The organism is Kineococcus lubricus, from assembly GCF_050871965.1.
In the GTDB taxonomy this organism is placed as follows: domain Bacteria; phylum Actinomycetota; class Actinomycetes; order Actinomycetales; family Kineococcaceae; genus Kineococcus.
Map to the genome: position 1 here is coordinate 1 of NZ_JBJLSK010000024.1, position 16412 is coordinate 16412.

Annotated in this window: 11 protein-coding genes and 1 rRNA gene; 6 read left to right on the forward strand and 6 right to left on the reverse strand. The window is 76.0% G+C overall.

What is annotated here, in order from left to right; translation table 11 throughout:
- The 3 genes from rrf (at position 1) to ACRYRX_RS17030 (ending at position 2314) form a co-directional block, all read left to right on the forward strand.
- Positions 1-117: ribosomal RNA gene (gene rrf, locus ACRYRX_RS17020) — 5S ribosomal RNA — on the forward strand.
- 1030 nt (positions 118-1147) lie between these two features.
- Positions 1148-1792, forward strand: a complete 645-nt coding sequence (locus ACRYRX_RS17025) for a hypothetical protein (protein WP_432513663.1) — start codon at positions 1148-1150, stop codon at positions 1790-1792.
- 9 nt (positions 1793-1801) lie between these two features.
- Positions 1802-2314, forward strand: a complete 513-nt coding sequence (locus ACRYRX_RS17030; protein WP_432513665.1) for a DUF6912 family protein — start codon at positions 1802-1804, stop codon at positions 2312-2314.
- Positions 2315-2317: 3 nt separating this feature from the next.
- Here the strand turns inward: ACRYRX_RS17030 and ACRYRX_RS17035 are convergent, their stop codons facing one another.
- A complete protein-coding gene (locus tag ACRYRX_RS17035; protein WP_432513667.1) occupies positions 2318-2815 on the reverse strand; it encodes a DUF2505 domain-containing protein in 498 nt (165 codons plus the stop codon).
- Positions 2816-2912: 97 nt separating this feature from the next.
- Here ACRYRX_RS17035 and ACRYRX_RS17040 point away from each other — a divergent pair, with 97 nt between their 5' ends.
- Both ACRYRX_RS17040 and ACRYRX_RS17045 read left to right on the forward strand, forming a co-directional pair.
- On the forward strand, positions 2913-7874 hold the full coding sequence (locus ACRYRX_RS17040) for an NAD-glutamate dehydrogenase (protein ID WP_432513669.1): 4962 nt from the start codon (positions 2913-2915) through the stop codon (positions 7872-7874).
- 47 nt (positions 7875-7921) lie between these two features.
- Complete coding sequence (locus ACRYRX_RS17045) at positions 7922-9424, forward strand: sensor histidine kinase (RefSeq protein ID WP_432513782.1); 1503 nt, start codon at positions 7922-7924, stop codon at positions 9422-9424.
- A 66-nt stretch (positions 9425-9490) separates the two neighbouring features.
- On the opposite strand, the gene ACRYRX_RS17050 is transcribed toward ACRYRX_RS17045, so the two are convergent.
- Positions 9491-9739, reverse strand: a complete 249-nt coding sequence (locus tag ACRYRX_RS17050; RefSeq protein ID WP_106211318.1) for a WhiB family transcriptional regulator — start codon at positions 9737-9739, stop codon at positions 9491-9493.
- A gap of 384 nt (positions 9740-10123) precedes the next feature.
- Here ACRYRX_RS17050 and ACRYRX_RS17055 point away from each other — a divergent pair, with 384 nt between their 5' ends.
- Positions 10124-10531, forward strand: coding sequence for a hypothetical protein (locus ACRYRX_RS17055; protein ID WP_432513672.1), 408 nt, complete (start codon positions 10124-10126; stop codon positions 10529-10531).
- Between the two features lie 2 nt (positions 10532-10533).
- On the opposite strand, the gene ACRYRX_RS17060 is transcribed toward ACRYRX_RS17055, so the two are convergent.
- From ACRYRX_RS17060 to ACRYRX_RS17075, 4 genes are all read right to left on the reverse strand, one after another.
- Positions 10534-11436, reverse strand: coding sequence for a SigB/SigF/SigG family RNA polymerase sigma factor (locus ACRYRX_RS17060; RefSeq protein ID WP_432513674.1), 903 nt, complete (start codon positions 11434-11436; stop codon positions 10534-10536).
- On the reverse strand, positions 11433-11879 hold the full coding sequence (locus ACRYRX_RS17065; RefSeq protein WP_432513676.1) for an ATP-binding protein: 447 nt from the start codon (positions 11877-11879) through the stop codon (positions 11433-11435). The genes ACRYRX_RS17060 and ACRYRX_RS17065 overlap by 4 nt, the downstream gene beginning before the upstream one ends.
- Before the next feature lie 73 nt (positions 11880-11952).
- The gene (locus tag ACRYRX_RS17070) at positions 11953-12468 is read right to left on the reverse strand and encodes a GNAT family N-acetyltransferase (RefSeq protein ID WP_432513679.1); all 516 of its coding nucleotides are present in this window, start codon (positions 12466-12468) and stop codon (positions 11953-11955) included.
- The gene (locus ACRYRX_RS17075) at positions 12465-16346 is read right to left on the reverse strand and encodes an FtsK/SpoIIIE domain-containing protein (RefSeq protein ID WP_432513681.1); all 3882 of its coding nucleotides are present in this window, start codon (positions 16344-16346) and stop codon (positions 12465-12467) included. The genes ACRYRX_RS17070 and ACRYRX_RS17075 overlap by 4 nt, the downstream gene beginning before the upstream one ends.
- Between the last annotated feature and the right edge of the window lie 66 nt (positions 16347-16412).

Here is a 16412-nt window from a genome sequence, read left to right on the forward strand (position 1 = left end):
TCCGGTGGTCATAGCGGTGGGGAAACGCCCGGTCTCATTCCGAACCCGGAAGCTAAGCCCACCAGCGCCGATGGTACTGCCCGGGAGACTGGGTGGGAGAGTAGGTCACCGCCGGCCACTCACTCTTGTGTAGTGAGATCGTGTAGGGGAGTAGTACCTCTTCGGAGGGCACTGCTCCCCTACACGCATGTCCGGCCTCTTTCGTGAGACGCTGGACCGCTCGCGCGTCGAGCTCAACGTGAACAGTGACGAGGACAACCGCGCTCAGCGCGGCAGGTGGGAGATGGACATGGCAGAACCAGGTGCACGAGGTCGCGGCAACGGTGACCGTCGTCCGACGGGTGCCGGCCGAGACTCCGCGGGCTCCCGCCCCGACCGTCCTCGTCGTGCCGACGGTACGGCCAACGGTGGCCGCGCTGGGGGCGGCAACCGGTACGAGCGCGACCGGCCGCGTGGTGCGTCCGCGGCCGGCGACAGCCAGCGCCCGAGCCGATCCGTCCGGGGTAGCGCCCCGCGGGGAGAGCGTCCCTACCGCGAGGACCGTCCTGCACGCGACGGCGCGCGGGACGAAGCGCGCCCGGCTCGCAGCTACCGCGACGACCAACCCCGTCGGAACGACCGTCCGTGGGAGGACCGGGGGCCGCGCGTGAGCCGTCCCCGTGACGACCGTCAGAGCGAGCCCCGCCGGGAGGCCCGGGCTTCCTCGGGTGGCGACCGTCCGCGCCAGGGCCGTCCTCAGCGCGACGACGCCCGCGGGGCGGGTCGGCCCGACCGTCGGGACGACCGCGGTCAGGGTGGCGCTGCTCGGGGTGGGTCGCGTCCGGACCGGTCGTTCCGCGACCGGCCCCGTGATGACCGGCCCCGTGATGACCGCCCCCGCGAGGACCGGCCGCAGCGTGCGGACTCCCGGGGTGGGTCGCGTCCTGAGCGGCCCGTCCGTGAGCGCCCGCAGCGTGGTGCCACCGGTGGCCGTCCCCGTCGTGACGACCGCGGCCCGGTCCGGTCCGCCGGCCCTGACCGGGGCCGGGACACCCGCCCGGCGCCGCGTCCGTCCGGCCCGCGCATCCCGGACGACATCACCGGCAAGGAACTCGCGCCGGAGGTCCGTCGTGCGCTGCAGGGCCTGACGGGGGAGAACGCCGACCTCGTGGCCCGTCACCTCGTCGCCAGCGGCCGGCTCGTGGACGTCGACGCCGAGGCGGCGTGGCAGCACGCCCTGGCCGCGCAGAAGCGGGGTGGCCGCATCGCCGCCGTCCGCGAGGCCGCCGGGATCGCGGCGTACAAGGCCGGTCACTTCCGGGAGGCGCTGGCCGAGCTGCGCACCGTGCGCCGGATGACCGGTGACGACAGCTACCTGCCGCTCATGGCCGACTGCGAACGCGGCCTCGGCCGTCCCGAACGCGCCCTGGATCTGGCCTCCTCCCCGGAGGTCGGCGGGCTGGACACCCCCGCCAAGGTCGAGATGCTCATCGTGGCCGCCGGCGCGCGGCACGACCTGGGCCAGCACGAGGCGGCCGTCGTGTCGCTGCAGGTCCCGCAGCTGCGCACCAACAGCCGGGCCCCCTGGCGCGCCCGTCTCTGGTACGCGTACGCCGACGCGCTCATCTCCGTGGGGCGCAACGGTGAGGCGCGCGAGTGGCTGGTCAAGGCCGCCGAGGCCGACAGCGACGGCGAGACCGACGCGGCCGAACGCCTCGACGAGCTCGACGGCATCGTGTTCGACGAGGACTGGGACGACGCCGACGACACCGAAGGCGCGGGCCCGGCCCCCTCGACGGGCCGCGAGGGCTGAGCGGTGCGGGTGTACTGGCCGACGACCCTGACCGCCCTGGCGCGCCTGGCCGACTCCGGCGAGCTCGCGCCCGCACCCGTCACCGTCCACGCCGTCACCCCGACGCTGCGCGACTACTACGCCGACGCCGATCCTCGTGACCTGGAGGAGGAGCTGGAGTACGTGGCCATGACCGACGCGGCGGAGCAGTCGGTGCGGCAGCTCACCGCGCAGGAGGCCCCGCGTCGCGTCGTGCTCGCGCTGGACGTCCCGGACGCTGCGGTGCAGGTCGAGCGCGGCGCGTGGTCGGCGCCCGAGCGGTCGCAGGTGCGGCTGACGGTGCCGCTGCGGCTGGCGGACCTGGCGAGCATCCACGTCGACGACGCCGAAGCCGAACCCGACGTCCGAGCGGCCGTCGCGGCGTTGCCGGCGGCCGACGCCGGGGACGAGGACGCCCGGTTCACGGTGGAGGCGTGCGAGGGGCACGACCTGCTCTGGTACGACGCGGGTGAGCTGCCCCTCCTGCTCGTCGCCGGTCCCTGACCCTCAGCGGGAGGACCACTCCCGCGCGAGGTCGACCTCCGAGCGGATCAGCTGGAGCAGCCCGGGCAGGGCGGCCCGCTCGACCTGGGCGCCCAGCAGGGGGACGCGCACGGTCAGCGAGCCGTCCAGCGCGTGCTGCGTCCCGGTGCCCTCGGGGGTCAGGAGCGCCGTGGCGACCAGCTCGACCGGGGCGGAGCGGACGGTCAGCGTGAGCCGGCCCCGGCGACCGCCGTCGGCGGCGGCCGGCTCCCACCGCTCGACCTGCTCGACGACGGCCGTGGCGCCGAGGAACCGGGCGGCCGCCGCGGGCAGGACGTCCGTGCGGACGGTCCGGGAGCTGGACACCACCGTCACGTCCCCGTCGGCCGTCACCGACTCGGTGTGGTCGACGGCCTCGGACCGTCGCGCGCGGGCGCGCAGGAACTCGGGGTCGACGAGCACGCCGAAGACGGTGGCCGGGTCGGCGGGCAGCTGAGCGCGCTCGGAGAACTGGACGGGCACGGGGCCACTGTAGGTCCCGGGCCCCCGGTCCTCCTGCGCGGCGGCGGTGATCGCCACTAGGGTGGTCGGGCGTACCCACCCGCGACACGGAGCAGTGATGCCCACCTCCACCTCGGCCCCCGCCGGCAGCGTCCGCGAGCTCGTGCGAGCCGCGTCGACCACTCGTGACGAGGCCTGGGGGGAGGGGATCCCCGACGCGCTGCGGTCCGGGACGGCCGTCGAACGACTGCTGCTGGACTACTACGCGCACACCGCCCCCGAGGACCTCGCCGAGCGCGACCCCGCGGAGCTGCTCACCGCCGTCGCCTCGCACGTGCGCTGCGGCGCGCAGCGCCTCCCGGGGACGACGCTGGCGCGCCTGGTCGAGGGCGTCGCCTCGGGCGCGGGGGAGGGGCGCGCGACCCTGGAGGTCGTCACCGACGACATGCCGTTCCTGGTGGACAGCCTCACCGCGGCCCTGACCCGCGCCGGGCGCGGGATCCACCTGCTGGTGCACCCGCGGCTGGCGGCGCGCCGCTCGCCCGAGGGGCGGCTGGAGGACCTGCACGACGTCGGCACCGCACCGCCCTCGGAACCGGCGGAGTCGTGGATCCGCATCGAGGTCGACTCCGCGGCCGGGGACGACGAGGAGCTGCTGGCGCAGCTGCGCAGCGTCCTGGACGACGTCCGCGCCGCCGTGAACGGCTGGCAGCCCATGCGCGCCAAGGCGTTGCAGATCGCCGACGCGTTGCAGATCGACCCGCCCAAGGGCATCCCCGAGGCGGAGCTGCGCACCGCCGAGCGGTTCCTGCGGTGGATGGCCGACGACCGGTTCACGTTCCTGGGCTACCGCGAGTACGACCTGCAGACCCAGGGCGAGGACGGCGCCGAGGAGATGGTCCTGGTGGCCCGGCCCGAGACCGGGCTCGGCGTGCTCGCCGACCGCCCCGGCCGCCGCGGGGGGCGCGAGCGCAAGCTGTCCGGTCCGGTGCGGGACAAGGCCACCGAACCGCAGGTCCTGGTGGTGACGAAGGCCAACGCGCAGGCGACCGTCCACCGGCCGGCCTTCCTCGACTACGTCGGGGTGAAGAAGTTCGACGCTCGGGGCGCCGTGACGGGGGAGCTGCGCTTCCTCGGGTTGTTCACCTCCGTCGCGTACACCGACTCGGTCAAGCGGGTGCCGGTGGTGGCCGAGAAGGTCGCCGAAGTGCTGCAGCGGGCCGGTTTCGGCTCCAGCGGGCACTCCGCGAAGGACCTGCTGAGCATCCTGGAGACGTTCCCGCGCGACGAGCTGCTGCAGTCCGACGTCGAGTCCATCCTCGCGACGGCGCTGGCGGTGCTGCGGTTGCAGGAGCGTCGCCGCACGCGGTTGTTCCTGCGTCGCGACGACTACCGCCGCTTCATGTCGTGCCTGGTGTACCTGCCGCGCGACCGGTACACGACGCGGGTCGGGGCGCGCATCGAGCAGCTGCTCATGGACGCCTTCGACGGCGGGTCGGTCGAGCACACGCTGCGGGTGTCCGAGTCGGTGCTGGCGCGGCTGCACGTCGTGGTCCGCGCCCGCGCCGGCGAGGAGCTCAGCGACGTCGACGTCTCGCAGCTCGAGGCCGACGTCGCCCGGGCCGCGCGGTCCTGGGAGGACGACGTCGTCGACGCCGCCCGGCAGCGGTCCGGCGACGCCGGGGCGGCCCTGGTCCGCCGGTGGGCCGCGGGCATCCCCAACGGCTACCGCGCCTCGGTGCCGGCCGAGCGCGCCGTCGCCGACCTCGAGCGGGCCGAGGACCTGCTGGCGGGCGGGTCGGGCGACCAGCCCGCCCTGCACCTGCGCGAGGACCCCGAGCAGCCGCGCTCGTGGCGCCTGACCAGCTACCGGACCAGCCCCGTCACCCTCAGCGCGGTGCTGCCGGTGATGACCGACCTCGGCGTGGAGGTCACCGACGAGCGCCCGCACCTGCTGACCCGCGAGGACGGCCGCCGGGTCTGGGTGGACGACGTGGGGCTGCGGCTGCCCGTCGAGGTGTGGCAGCTGGACGCCGACCCGGCCGCGGCGCGCACCCGGTTCACCGAGGCCTTCGCGGCGGCGTGGGCGGGACGGGCCGAGAGCGACTCGCTGGCCCGGCTCGTCCTGGCCGGCCAGCTGACCTGGAACCAGGTCGCCGTGGTCCGCGCGCTCGTGCGCTACCTGCGCCAGGTCGGCCTGGCGTACTCGCTGGACTACGTCGCGAACTGCCTGCTGAACGACGTCGGGATCACCCGGCTCGTGGTGCGGCTGTTCGAGGCGCGGTTCGCCCCGACCCGGCCCGGGCACGAGAGCGAGCGCGCCGAGCTCGTCGACGCGCTGCAGGAGGAGACCCGCGGCGCGCTGGACGGGGTCGCGAGCCTGGACGCCGACCGGATCCTGCGGGCGCTGCTGTCGGTGGTGCAGGCCGTCGTGCGGACCAACGCGTACCAGCGCGGCCCGGACGGGCAGCCGCACCCGTACCTGTCGTTCAAGCTGGCGCCGCGCCTGGTGGCGGGGATGCCCGAACCCGCTCCGCACGCCGAGGTGTGGGTGTACTCCCCGCGCGTGGAGGGCGTGCACCTGCGGTTCGGGGAGGTCGCCCGCGGCGGGTTGCGCTGGTCGGACCGGCGCGAGGACTTCCGCACCGAGGTGCTGGGGCTGGTGAAGGCGCAGATCGTGAAGAACGCCGTCATCGTCCCCACCGGCGCCAAGGGCGGTTTCGTCGCCAAGCAGCTGCCGGACCCGTCGGTGGACCGGGACGCGTGGTGGGCCGAGGGGATCGCGTCGTACCGGACGTTCATCTCCGGCCTGCTCGACATCACCGACGACCTGCGCACCGTCGAGGGGCCCGACGGCCGGCCGGTGCGCACGACGGTGCCGCCGACCGACGTCGTGCGCTACGACGGGGACGACTCCTACCTGGTGGTGGCGGCCGACAAGGGCACGGCGTCGTTCTCCGACATCGCCAACGAGATCGCCGTCTCGCGGGGTTTCTGGCTCGGTGACGCGTTCGCCTCGGGCGGGTCGGTCGGCTACGACCACAAGGCGATGGGCATCACCGCGCGGGGGGCGTGGGAGAGCGTGCGGCGGCACTTCCGCGAGCTCGGGCACGACACCCAGTCCGAGCCGTTCACCGTCGTCGGCGTCGGGGACATGAGCGGCGACGTGTTCGGCAACGGGATGCTGCTGTCGCAGCGGATCCGGCTGGTGGCGGCGTTCGACCACCGGCACGTGTTCCTCGACCCCGACCCCGACCCGGCGGCCTCGCACGCCGAACGGGCCCGGTTGTTCGCGCTGCCGCGCTCGTCGTGGGCCGACTACGACGCCTCGCTGATCTCCGCCGGCGGGGGGGTGTACCCGCGGACGGCGAAGTCGATCCCGGTCAGCCCGCAGGTCGCCGAGCGTCTCGGACTGGACCCCTCGACCGGGTCGCTGTCGCCGGTGGACCTGCTCAAGGCGGTCCTGGCCGCACCCGTGGACCTGTTCTGGAACGGGGGCATCGGGACGTACGTGAAGGCCTCCACCGAGTCGCACGCCGACGTCGGGGACAAGGCCAACGACGCCATCCGCATCGACGGCCGGGACCTGCGGGTCAAGGTCGTCGGCGAGGGCGGGAACCTGGGCCTGACCCAGCGCGGGCGCATCGAGGCCGCCACGGCCGGCAACGGCGGTCAGGGCGTGAAGCTGAACACCGACGCCATCGACAACTCCGCCGGCGTCGACTGCAGCGACCACGAGGTGAACATCAAGATCCTGCTCGACCACCTCGTGACGCAGGGGCAGCTGGACCCGGCCGACCGGGACCAGACGCTGCTGCGGATGACCGAGGAGGTCGGGCGGCTGGTCCTGCGGGACAACTACGAGCAGAACGTCGTGCTGAGCGTCGAGGGGAGCTTCGCGTCGGGGCTGCTGCCCGCGCACCGGCGGTTCCTGGACGCGCTGGTCCGCGCCGGGGACGTCGACCGGCGGCTGGAGGCGCTGCCGTCGTCGAGCGAGCTGGACCGGCGTGCCCGTGAAGGGTCCGGGCTGACCATGCCCGAGCTGTCGGTGCTGCTCGCGCACGCCAAGATCAGCCTGGGCCGGGCGGTCCTGGCCAGCTCGATGCCGGACGAGGCCTGGGTGGCGCAGACGCTGCGCGGGTACTTCCCCGCCGAGCTCGGGGAGCGGTTCGGCGACCACCTCACCGACCACCCGCTGCGCCGCGAGATCGCCACGACGGTGCTGGTGAACCACGTCGTCGGGACCGGTGGGCTGACCTTCGCGTTCCGCGCGGCCGAGGAGACCGGCAGCGACCCGGCCGACGTGGTGCGCGCCTTCGTCGTGGCCTCCCAGGTGTTCGGGCTGCCCGAGCGCGCCGCGGCCGTCGAGGCCCTGGACGGGCGGGTCGAGGCGTTCGCGCAGGCGCGGCTGCGGCAGGAGCACCAGCGGCTGCTGGACCGCTCGGTGCGGTGGCTGCTGCACACCCGGCCCGAGGGCGTCGACGTCCCGGCCGAGATCGCCCGCTTCGGCCCGGCCGTCGCCCGGCTGGCTCCCCGCTTGGCCGCGGTGGCCGACGGCGAGGGGCTGATCCGGGGGGAGGACGCGGCCGCGCTGCAGGCCGAGGCGGCCTTGTTCACCGACCGCGGCGTCCCGGCCGAGGAGGCCCTGCGCACGGTGACGCTGCTGTCCCTGTTCCCGCTGCTGGACGTGGTGGAGGTGGCCGACGCGACGGGCCGGGAGGTCGAGGAGATCACCGCCGTCTGGTACGAGCTGTCGCACCGGTACTCGATCGAGTCCGTGCTGAGCGGGATCTCCGCGCTGCCGCGGACCGACCGCTGGCAGTCGCTGGCCCGCGCGGCCCTGCGCGACGACCTGTACGCGGCCGTGCGGGACTTCACGGCCGCCGTCGTGGCCGAGGTCCCCACCGGCCGGCCGCTGGACGCGGCCGAGGCCGTGCGGGCCTGGGAGACCGCGCACGCCCCGGCGGTCCGGCGGGCGCAGCAGACGATGACCGACCTGGAGGGGGAGCCGGGGGCCGGCGACCTCGCGGCGCTGTCGGTGGGGCTGCGGGCGCTGCGGACGGTCCTGCGGGCGGGGTGATCGCCCGGCGGTGCGGGGGTGGGCCGTAGGCTCGTCGGGTGCCCACCATGTCGGACCTGCTGCACTCCCGGACCGCGATCGACGGCGCCGAGGCGGAGTGGTTGCGGTTGCTCGTCGGCGACTGGCAGCTCATCTCCGACCTCTCCTTCGCCGACCTCGTCCTGTGGGTGCCCACCGCGGACCGGCAGCACTTCGTGGCGGTGGCGCACTGCCGCCCCACGACCGGGCCGACCGTGCACTACGACGACGTCGTGGGGGCGCTGCTGGAACGCGGCCGCCGTCCGCAGGTCGACACCACGTTCGACGAGGCCCGCAGCCTGCGGGGGCGCGACCCCGAGTGGGACGACGACGTCCCCGTGCGCGAGGAGACGATCCCGGTGGTCCGCGAGGGCGTGGTCCTCGGCGTCCTGGCCCGGCACACGAACCTCGCGACGTCGCGCACGCCGAGCCGGCTGGAGCTGAACTACGTCAAGTGCGCCGACGACCTGACCCGGATGATCGCGGCCGGTGACTTCCCGCAGACGGCCGCGCCGACCGGCCCGCGCCGCGGGGCGCCGCGCGTGGGCGACGGGATGCTGCGGCTGGACGCCGAGGGGGTCGTCACGTACGCGAGCCCGAACGCGTTGTCGGCGTTCCACCGCGCGGGCCTGATCGGCGAGCTGGTCGGGGCGAACCTGGCGGAGATCTCCAGCTCGCTGGCGGCGTCCCACCTGCCGGTCGACGAGTCGCTGCCGCTGGTGGTGACCGGGCGGGCGCCGTGGCGGACGGACCTGGAGACGGAGGCGGCGACGCTGTCGATGCGCGCGATCCCGTTGACCCGCAGGGAGAACGGGGCCACCAACCGCATCGCCGCGCTGCTGCTGGTGCGGGACGTGTCCGAGCTGCGCCGCCGCGAGCGCGAGCTCATGACGAAGGACGCGACGATCCGGGAGGTGCACCACCGGGTCAAGAACAACCTGCAGACGGTGGCGGCGCTGCTGCGCCTGCAGGCCCGCCGGATCCACTCCGAGGAGGGGCGCTCGGCGTTGCAGGAGGCCATGCGCCGCGTCTCGACCATCGCCACCGTGCACGAGACGCTGTCGCAGGGGATCGACGAGAACGTCGACTTCGACCAGGTCCTCGACCGCTGCCTCATGATGGCCGCCGAGGTCGCGATGGAGAACGCCGAGCGGGTCCGGACGGTGCGCGAGGGCCGCTTCGGGGAACTGCGCCAGGAGGACGCGACGGCCCTGGCGCTCGTGCTGACCGAGCTCGTCACCAACGCCGTCGAGCACGGCTTCGGCTCCGACAAGGCGGGCACGGTCGTGGTGAAGGTCGAGCACACGGCCGACGACCGGCTCGAGGTCGTCGTCAGCGACGACGGCGTCGGGCTGCCGGAGGACTTCCAGGTCGGCAGTTCCGGGCTCGGGACGCAGATCGTGCGGTCGCTGGTCGCGGGGGAGCTGCGCGGGCGCATGGAGTTCGGGGCCAGCGAGGCCGGCGGGACCGAGGTCCGGCTGGACCTGCGGGTCCGGCGGGACGCCGCCCAGATCGGCAGCGTCCGCAACTGAGGGCGTGCAGGAAGGCCCCCGACCTGGTGGTCGGGGGCCTCGCCGGCGTCGTGGTGCGGTGCCGGGTCAGCTCGCGCGGCGGGCGCGGGCGGCGCGGCGCTTGAGCGCACGACGCTCGTCCTCGCTCATCCCGCCCCACACGCCGGCGTCCTGGCCGGTCTCCAGCGCCCACTTCAGGCAGGAGTCGACGACGTCGCAGCGGCGGCAGACGGCCTTGGCCTCCTCGATCTGGAGGATCGCGGGGCCGGTGTTGCCGATGGGGAAGAAGAGCTCGGGGTCTTCGTCGAGGCAGGCGGCGGTGTGGCGCCAGTCCATGGGTGTTCCACTCCTTCTAGCGTGTGGTCGGTCTCAGGACACGCGTGTCTGCCCCGCCGTAACGAGATGGACACGCGGGATCCCTGAGCACCGGCAACGCCGGCGGTGCCGGGACACATGCTCGATCACCTGCAACTTCCCAGGTGACGACGTGTGTCGGGGATCGCGTCGGAATCAAGGGTCACACTTCGTGCGTCCTTTCACAAGGGGTTCAACCAGGTCGATCGGCGAGAAGGTCTGTCGAGTACGTCACACGGTCGTAACACGCTGGACTCCTCCTCGTCATCCCGATCTCACGGCGCGCCCGGCCGGACACGCCGGGTGATGGCCCCCGGAGGGGGGACACCGGGCGGTCGGGCGCGGACCCGTCGTACCGTGCTCCTCGTGCCGTCCGCCCCGACCTCCAAGGCTGCGCCAGGATCCCCGCGCACGCCACTGCTCACCGTCATCGCCGCCCTCGTGGGCTTCGAGGCGCTGCTGCTGCTGGCCGGTGCGGCCTACCTCGTGCACGGCCTCGTCGTCGAGGGGTCCCGGGCCCCGGCCGCGGTGCTCTCGGTCGTCGTGCTGGCGGTGGGGTTCGCCGCGGCGATCGCGTTCTGCGCCCGCGGGCTGCTGGGCCGCGCCGCCTGGGCCCGGTCCCCGCTGGTCGTGTGGCAGGTGCTGCAGGTCGCGGCCGGGTTGCCGGCCTTCAGCGGCGGGTCACCGCTGCTCGGGCTGATCCTCGTCCTGCCGGCCGTCGCGGTGGGCGTCGGGCTGTTCCTGCCGTCGGTCTCGGCGCAGGTCGGGCGGTAGGTCTACCCGCCGTCGACGTCGCCGAGGTCCTCGCGCAGCTGCGCGAGGGTGCGGCTCAGCAGGCGGGACACGTGCATCTGCGAGATCCCGACCTCGGCGGCGATCTGCGCCTGGGACAGCCCGCGGACGAAGCGCAGGGCCAGGATGCGGCGCTCGCGCGCGGGCAGCGCCGCCAGCAGCGGCCGCAGCGCCTCGCGGTTCTCGACGTTCCCCAGGGCCTCGTCGTCGGAGCCGAGCGCGAGGGCCGGCGACGTGGGCGACCCGGTGTCCAGGGGGAGCGTGGAGTAGGCGTTCGCCGACTCCAGCACCTCCACGACGTCGTCGGTCTCCCGCCCCGTCCGCTGCGCCAGCTCGGTGACGGTCGGTGCGCGGCCGAGTTCCTGGGTCAGGGCTTCGCGGGCGTCGGCCAGCTGACGGCCGGCCTCCTGGACCCGACGGGGGACGCGCATCGCCCAGCCCCGGTCGCGGAAGTGCCGCTTGATCTCCCCGAGCATCGTGGGCACGGCGTACGCGCCGAACGGGACGCCGCGGGCGGGGTCGAAGCGGTCCAGCGCCTTGAGCAGGCCGATGGTCGCGACCTGGACGAGGTCGTCCTGCGGCTCGCCCCGGCCCAGGAAGCGGTTGGCCAGGTGCTCGGCCAGCGGCAGGTGCCGCCGGGTGAGCTCCTCGCGCAGCCGCGACCGTTCCGGGTCCCCGGGGTGCAGGGCGGCCATCCGGGCCAGCAGGGGCGCGTCCTCGGCGTCGCGCGCGCTCAGCGGTGCGGGGACCGGCGGAGAGGCGTCCTGGTCGGGTTCGTCGTGGCCGGGTCCTTCCTGATCCGGTTCGTCGCGGTCGGGTGCGTCGTGCTCCCCACCGCGCGCCGCCGGGAGGTCCCGCGCCGGGGGGCGACGCGACGTCCGGTTCACCCGACGCCCGCGACCAGCGTCGTCGGCGCTCCCGTGGTCTTGCTGTGGCGCAGGACGATCCAGGCGCCGGTGGCGGAGGTCCCGGTGAACACCTCGCCCACCAGGGCCTCCAGGACGGCCCACGCGAAGCTGGACCGCTCGGGCAGCTCGCGGGCCGGGCCGCGGACCTCGACCTCGAGGGTGCCGTCCCCCAGGCGGAACGTGGCGACCAGCTCGTCGGCGGAGGGGGAGGGGCCCAGCAGCAGGGTGCAGGCCTCGTCGACCGCGATCCGCAGGTCCTCGATCTCGTCGAGGGTGAGGTCGAGCCGGGCCGCGAGCCCGGCGCTGGCCGTCCGCACCACGGTCAGGTAGGCCGGGTCGGCGGGGACCCGCAGCTCCACCAGGTCGGTGGAGGTCTCCGCGACCGGGTCGCCGGTCGGGTCGCCGGTCGTGTGGGTCGTCACGAGGCTGCGTCCTCTCGGGGCCGGGCGGAACGGGGAGCTTCGAAGCTCAACGTATACGGGTGAACACTACCGGTCACGACGAGGTGGCTTCCGGCAGCGCCGCGAGCCGATCCCCGTCGACGCGCCAGACGGTCCACCCCTCCTGGGGAGCAGCACCCAGTGCACGGTAGAAGGCGTGGGCCGGGGTGTTCCAGTCCAGGACCGAGAACTCCAGCCGGCCGAACCCCCGCTGCGCGCAGATCCGCCCCAGCTCGGCGAAGAACGCCGACCCGATCCCCGCCCGCCGGTGCGCCGGGCGCACGTACAGGTCCTCCAGCCACATCCCCTGCCGGCCCTGCCACGTCGAGAACGTCGTGTACCACAACGCCATCCCCGCGACCTCGACGCCGTCGTCCCCCGCCACCTCGGCCAGCACGCACCCGATGCCCGTGCCGGGCCCCAGCGCCCGGGCGAAGTCCTCGGCCCGCGCCGTCGCCGCCTGCGGCTCCCGCTCGTACTCCGCCAGCTCGCGCACCAGCTCGGCGATCACGGGGGCGTCGGCCGCGGTCGCGGCCCGCAACGTCGCGGTGGGGTTCGGGACAGCGGTCACGGGGCCACCGTAACCGCGCACCGCGGCACCCCGACCCGCACGCTCGTCCACACCCCGTCGCGCACGACGAACCCGGCGCCCGGGCCCGGCCCCGGTGCCGCCACCGGCCGGCGCGACAGCACCTCCGCCGGGACCCGCCCGTCGCGCCCCAGCAGCACCGTCGTGCGGGCCGACGCCCGGGCCAGCGCCGGCAGCCCGCGGAAGCCGCCGACCAGTTCCGCGCCCTCCCCGGCCACCACCAGCCGCAGCGGGCCACCCCCGCGCAGGGCCTCCACCAGCAGGTCCTCCACCCCGGCGGGCAGCGGCCGGGAGACGTCGTCGACGAGCACCAGGCGGCCCGCCGCCAGCGCCGCCGCCAGGGTGCCCGCGTCCACCGCGCGCGCCCAGACGGGATCGGCGACCGCTGCGGCCAGCGTCCGCAGCACCTGGGTGCGGCCGCTGCCCGCCGGACCGCACACCAGCAGCACCGGGGACGGGTCCACCCGCACCGGCCCGGCGTCGTCGCCGCCGCGACCCAGCAGCAGGCCCGTGCCCCCCGCACCGGTGCCCGTGCGCTCGACCTCGACCCGCGCGGGCAGCGCCGCCACCCCCAGCGTCGTGGCCCCCGGCGCGCCCACCGCCGGCGCGGCCGGCAGCGCCACCTGGACCTCCCGCCCGCACCCGTCCACGACCAGGACCCCGCGCCCGGCGGGGGCCGCCCGCGGCAGGTCCGCCGGGCGCAGCCCGACCAGCGCCGCGTCGGCCCGGTCGGCCGTGCGCAGCAGCACCACCGACCCGACGGCCCCCGCGACCGCGCCCGTCAGGGCCTGCCTGTCCCCGGCGACGACGACCCGGACCCCCACCCCCGAGCCCTCCCGCAGCAGGCGCAGCAGCCCGTCCACGCCGACGGCCGGGTCCGCCGCCGTCAGCGCCGCCGACCACGCCTCCCAGCCGTCGACCACCAGCAGCACCGGCCCGGGCCACCGGCCCGCCGACCGGCGGCGGTCCACCTCGGCCTGCACCCGCTCGACGAGCCGCCCCGCGCGCCACACCTCCGCCAGCGCCACGACCGACCCGGTCGTCCCGGTGCCGGCCAGGTCCCGCAGCCCGCCCCCCGCGTCCAGCACGTGGACCTCCCCGCCGCCGCGGTGACCGGCCTCGACGACCAGCCGGCGCAGCAGGGTCGTCCGCCCGCTGCGCACGCCCCCGGCGACCAGCAGGTGCTGCCCGGCGTCGAGGTCCCAGACGGCGACCTCGCGGCACTGCCGGTCCGGGACGTCCAGCAGCCCCCAGGCCAGTCCCTGCTCCGACCGGCAGGACGCCGCGGGCACCACGTCGGGCAGCGGCGGCAGCCACGGGACCGCCGGGAGGCGACGGCCGCGGGCCGCCGCGCGCACCGCGTCCACCAGCGCGGGCAGGTCGTCGACCTCCTCGCGGTCCGGGGCCGTCCCCACCGGGCGCACCCGCGCACCGCCCGCGGCCACCGGCCCCCGGGTCCGCGCGGTCTGGAACTCCTGCGCGAACCCCTCGGACCCGGACCGGCTGCGTCGCACCACGGCCCGCCCCGGCACCGAGAACCCCGCCGGCCGCGGGTCCCCGACCACGTCCTCGGCGTCGGCGCGGTCCTGCACCCGCAGCGCGACCCGCAGGTCGGTGTTGGCCCGGACCTCCGGCGAGACCACCCCCGCGGGCCGCTGGGTGGCCAGGACCAGGTGCACGCCCAGCGACCGCCCCACCGAGGCCAGCCGCACCAGGCCGTCGACGAACTCCGGGACCTCCTGCACCAGCACCCGGAACTCGTCCACGACGACGACGAGCCGCGGCACCGTCCCCGCCGGCAGGTCCCGCACGTCCGCCACCCCCGCCGCCGCGAGCACCCGCTCGCGCCGCGACACCTCCGCCCGCAGGCTGCGCAGCACCCGGCCCGCGAGCCGGTCGTCCAGGTCGGTCACCAGCCCGGCCACGTGCGGCAGCCGCACGCACTCCCCGAACGCGGCACCGCCCTTGTAGTCGACCAGGACGAACTGCAGCCCCTCCGGCGGGACCGCCAGGGCCAGGGACGTCACCAGCGTCGCCAGCAGCACCGACTTGCCCGACCCCGTCGTCCCGGCCAGCAGCGCGTGCGGGCCGTCGACCACGAGGTCCACCCCGACCGCCCCCTGCGCGTCGGCCCCCAGCACCGCGGGCAACCCCGCGACCGGGGTGTGCCAGCGCTCCACCAGGTCCGCCGCCGCGCAGGGCCCCACGAGGTCCAGCAGCCGCACGTCAGCGGGCACGGCGCTCGCCGCCCCGCCCGCCGCGTCCCGCAGCGGCGCGAGAGCGCGGGCGAACCCCTCCGCCCACCCCTCGTCGACCAGGTCGGTCCGGAACGGCACCGACCCCTGCGCGGACCGGACCTCGCCGCCGGCCAGGTCGACGACCGTGCGGCACTCGGTGGGCAGGTCGGCCACGAGCGCACCCAGGCAGAGGGTGTGCACCCCCAGCGCCGGGCCGTCGGTGAGCACCTCGGCCAGCCGCGGGTCCTCCCGCCACCAGCCCACCGGGTCCAGCAGGACGACCACGTCGGGGCCGCCGGGCCGCTCCCGGCGGGCCCGCACGTGCGCCACCGGAGCGGCCAGCACGTCGCCGTCCGGCGCGGGCCGGTGGTGCGGCAGCCACCGGGCCCACTCCGCGTCCGGGCCGGTGACGAGCACGACCTCCGACGGCGACTGGTGCGCGGCGAGCTGCGCCAGCAGCCAGCGGGCGCACCCGGCGACGTCCGGGCCCGGCCCGCACACCCCCACCGGGCCCTCGCGCAGGTCCACGACGACGGGGACGTCCCGCAGCAGCGTGGACGGTGCCCCCTCACCCTCGACCGTCGCGGAGGCCGCGGGCCGGTCGCCCAGCCCCACCCGCACGGTCAGGTGGTCCGGGTCGCCGGGGGACCGGGCGAACAGCCGGTCGCCCCGCCGGGTCGCCGCGGCCAGCAGCGCCGCCGCGTCCGGGTGCCGCTCCGACCGCACGTCGTGCTCGCCCCGCAGGGCGCGTCCGACCTCCGCGCCGACCCGGGTCCGCTGCGCGGTCAGGTCCGCGGACCGCCGCTCCAGCAGGTCCCGGTGCCGCCGGCGCTGCGTCCACCACTGCCCGCCGGCCACCACGGGGGAGGCCAGGCCCAGCAGCAGCGAGAACGGCGACCAGAGCACCGCCAGCACCCCGGCCACCGCGAGCGGGACCACCAGGGCGAGCACCGGCAACCCCGGGGCCTGCGGGGCGGGCTCGGGGACGGGCCAGCGCCACCGCTGCGGCGGCGCGTCGCCCAGCAGGCGCGGGGGGCGGTTCAGCAGCAGGTGACCGGCGGCGTCGGGGCGCACGACCGCGGCCGCGACGGGCACCGGACCGGTGCGCAGGACGGTGTCGCCGACCGCGACGAGGGTTCCCGCCGGCAGGTCCACCGGGTCGCGGACGGCCGTCCGTCCGCCCGCGTGCAGCAGGTCGGTCCCGTTGAGCGAACCGAGGTCACGCACCGTCGCCCCGTCGCGGCCCACGTCGAACCGGGCGTGCGCGCGGGACACCGACGGGTCCGCCACCGCCACCGCGCCCTCCCGGCCCAGGACGTGGGTCCCCGGCGGCAGCAGGAACCGGGCACCGGCCCGCGGGCCGGCCACGACGGAGAACTCCAGCCCGCCGCGCGGGACCGGGACCGGCCCGGGGGACGGGGGCAGGACCGCCCCGGCCAGCAGCGGGGGCATCCCGACGACGGCCCCGGCCAGGGGTTCCCCGTCCAGTTCCCACACCGATGCCCAGTCCGCCGGCCAGGGGCCGGTGACCTCCTCGAACCGGGCGCGGAGAGCCGCCAGGGTGGTTCCCGGCGGGACCTCGATCTCCACGTCGACCCCCAGCACGGTCATCCGGAACGGCACCGCCGGATCGTGGCAGGATCACCCGGCGCGGGACCGGCGTCGTCCACACCCGGCGCCCCGCGGGGA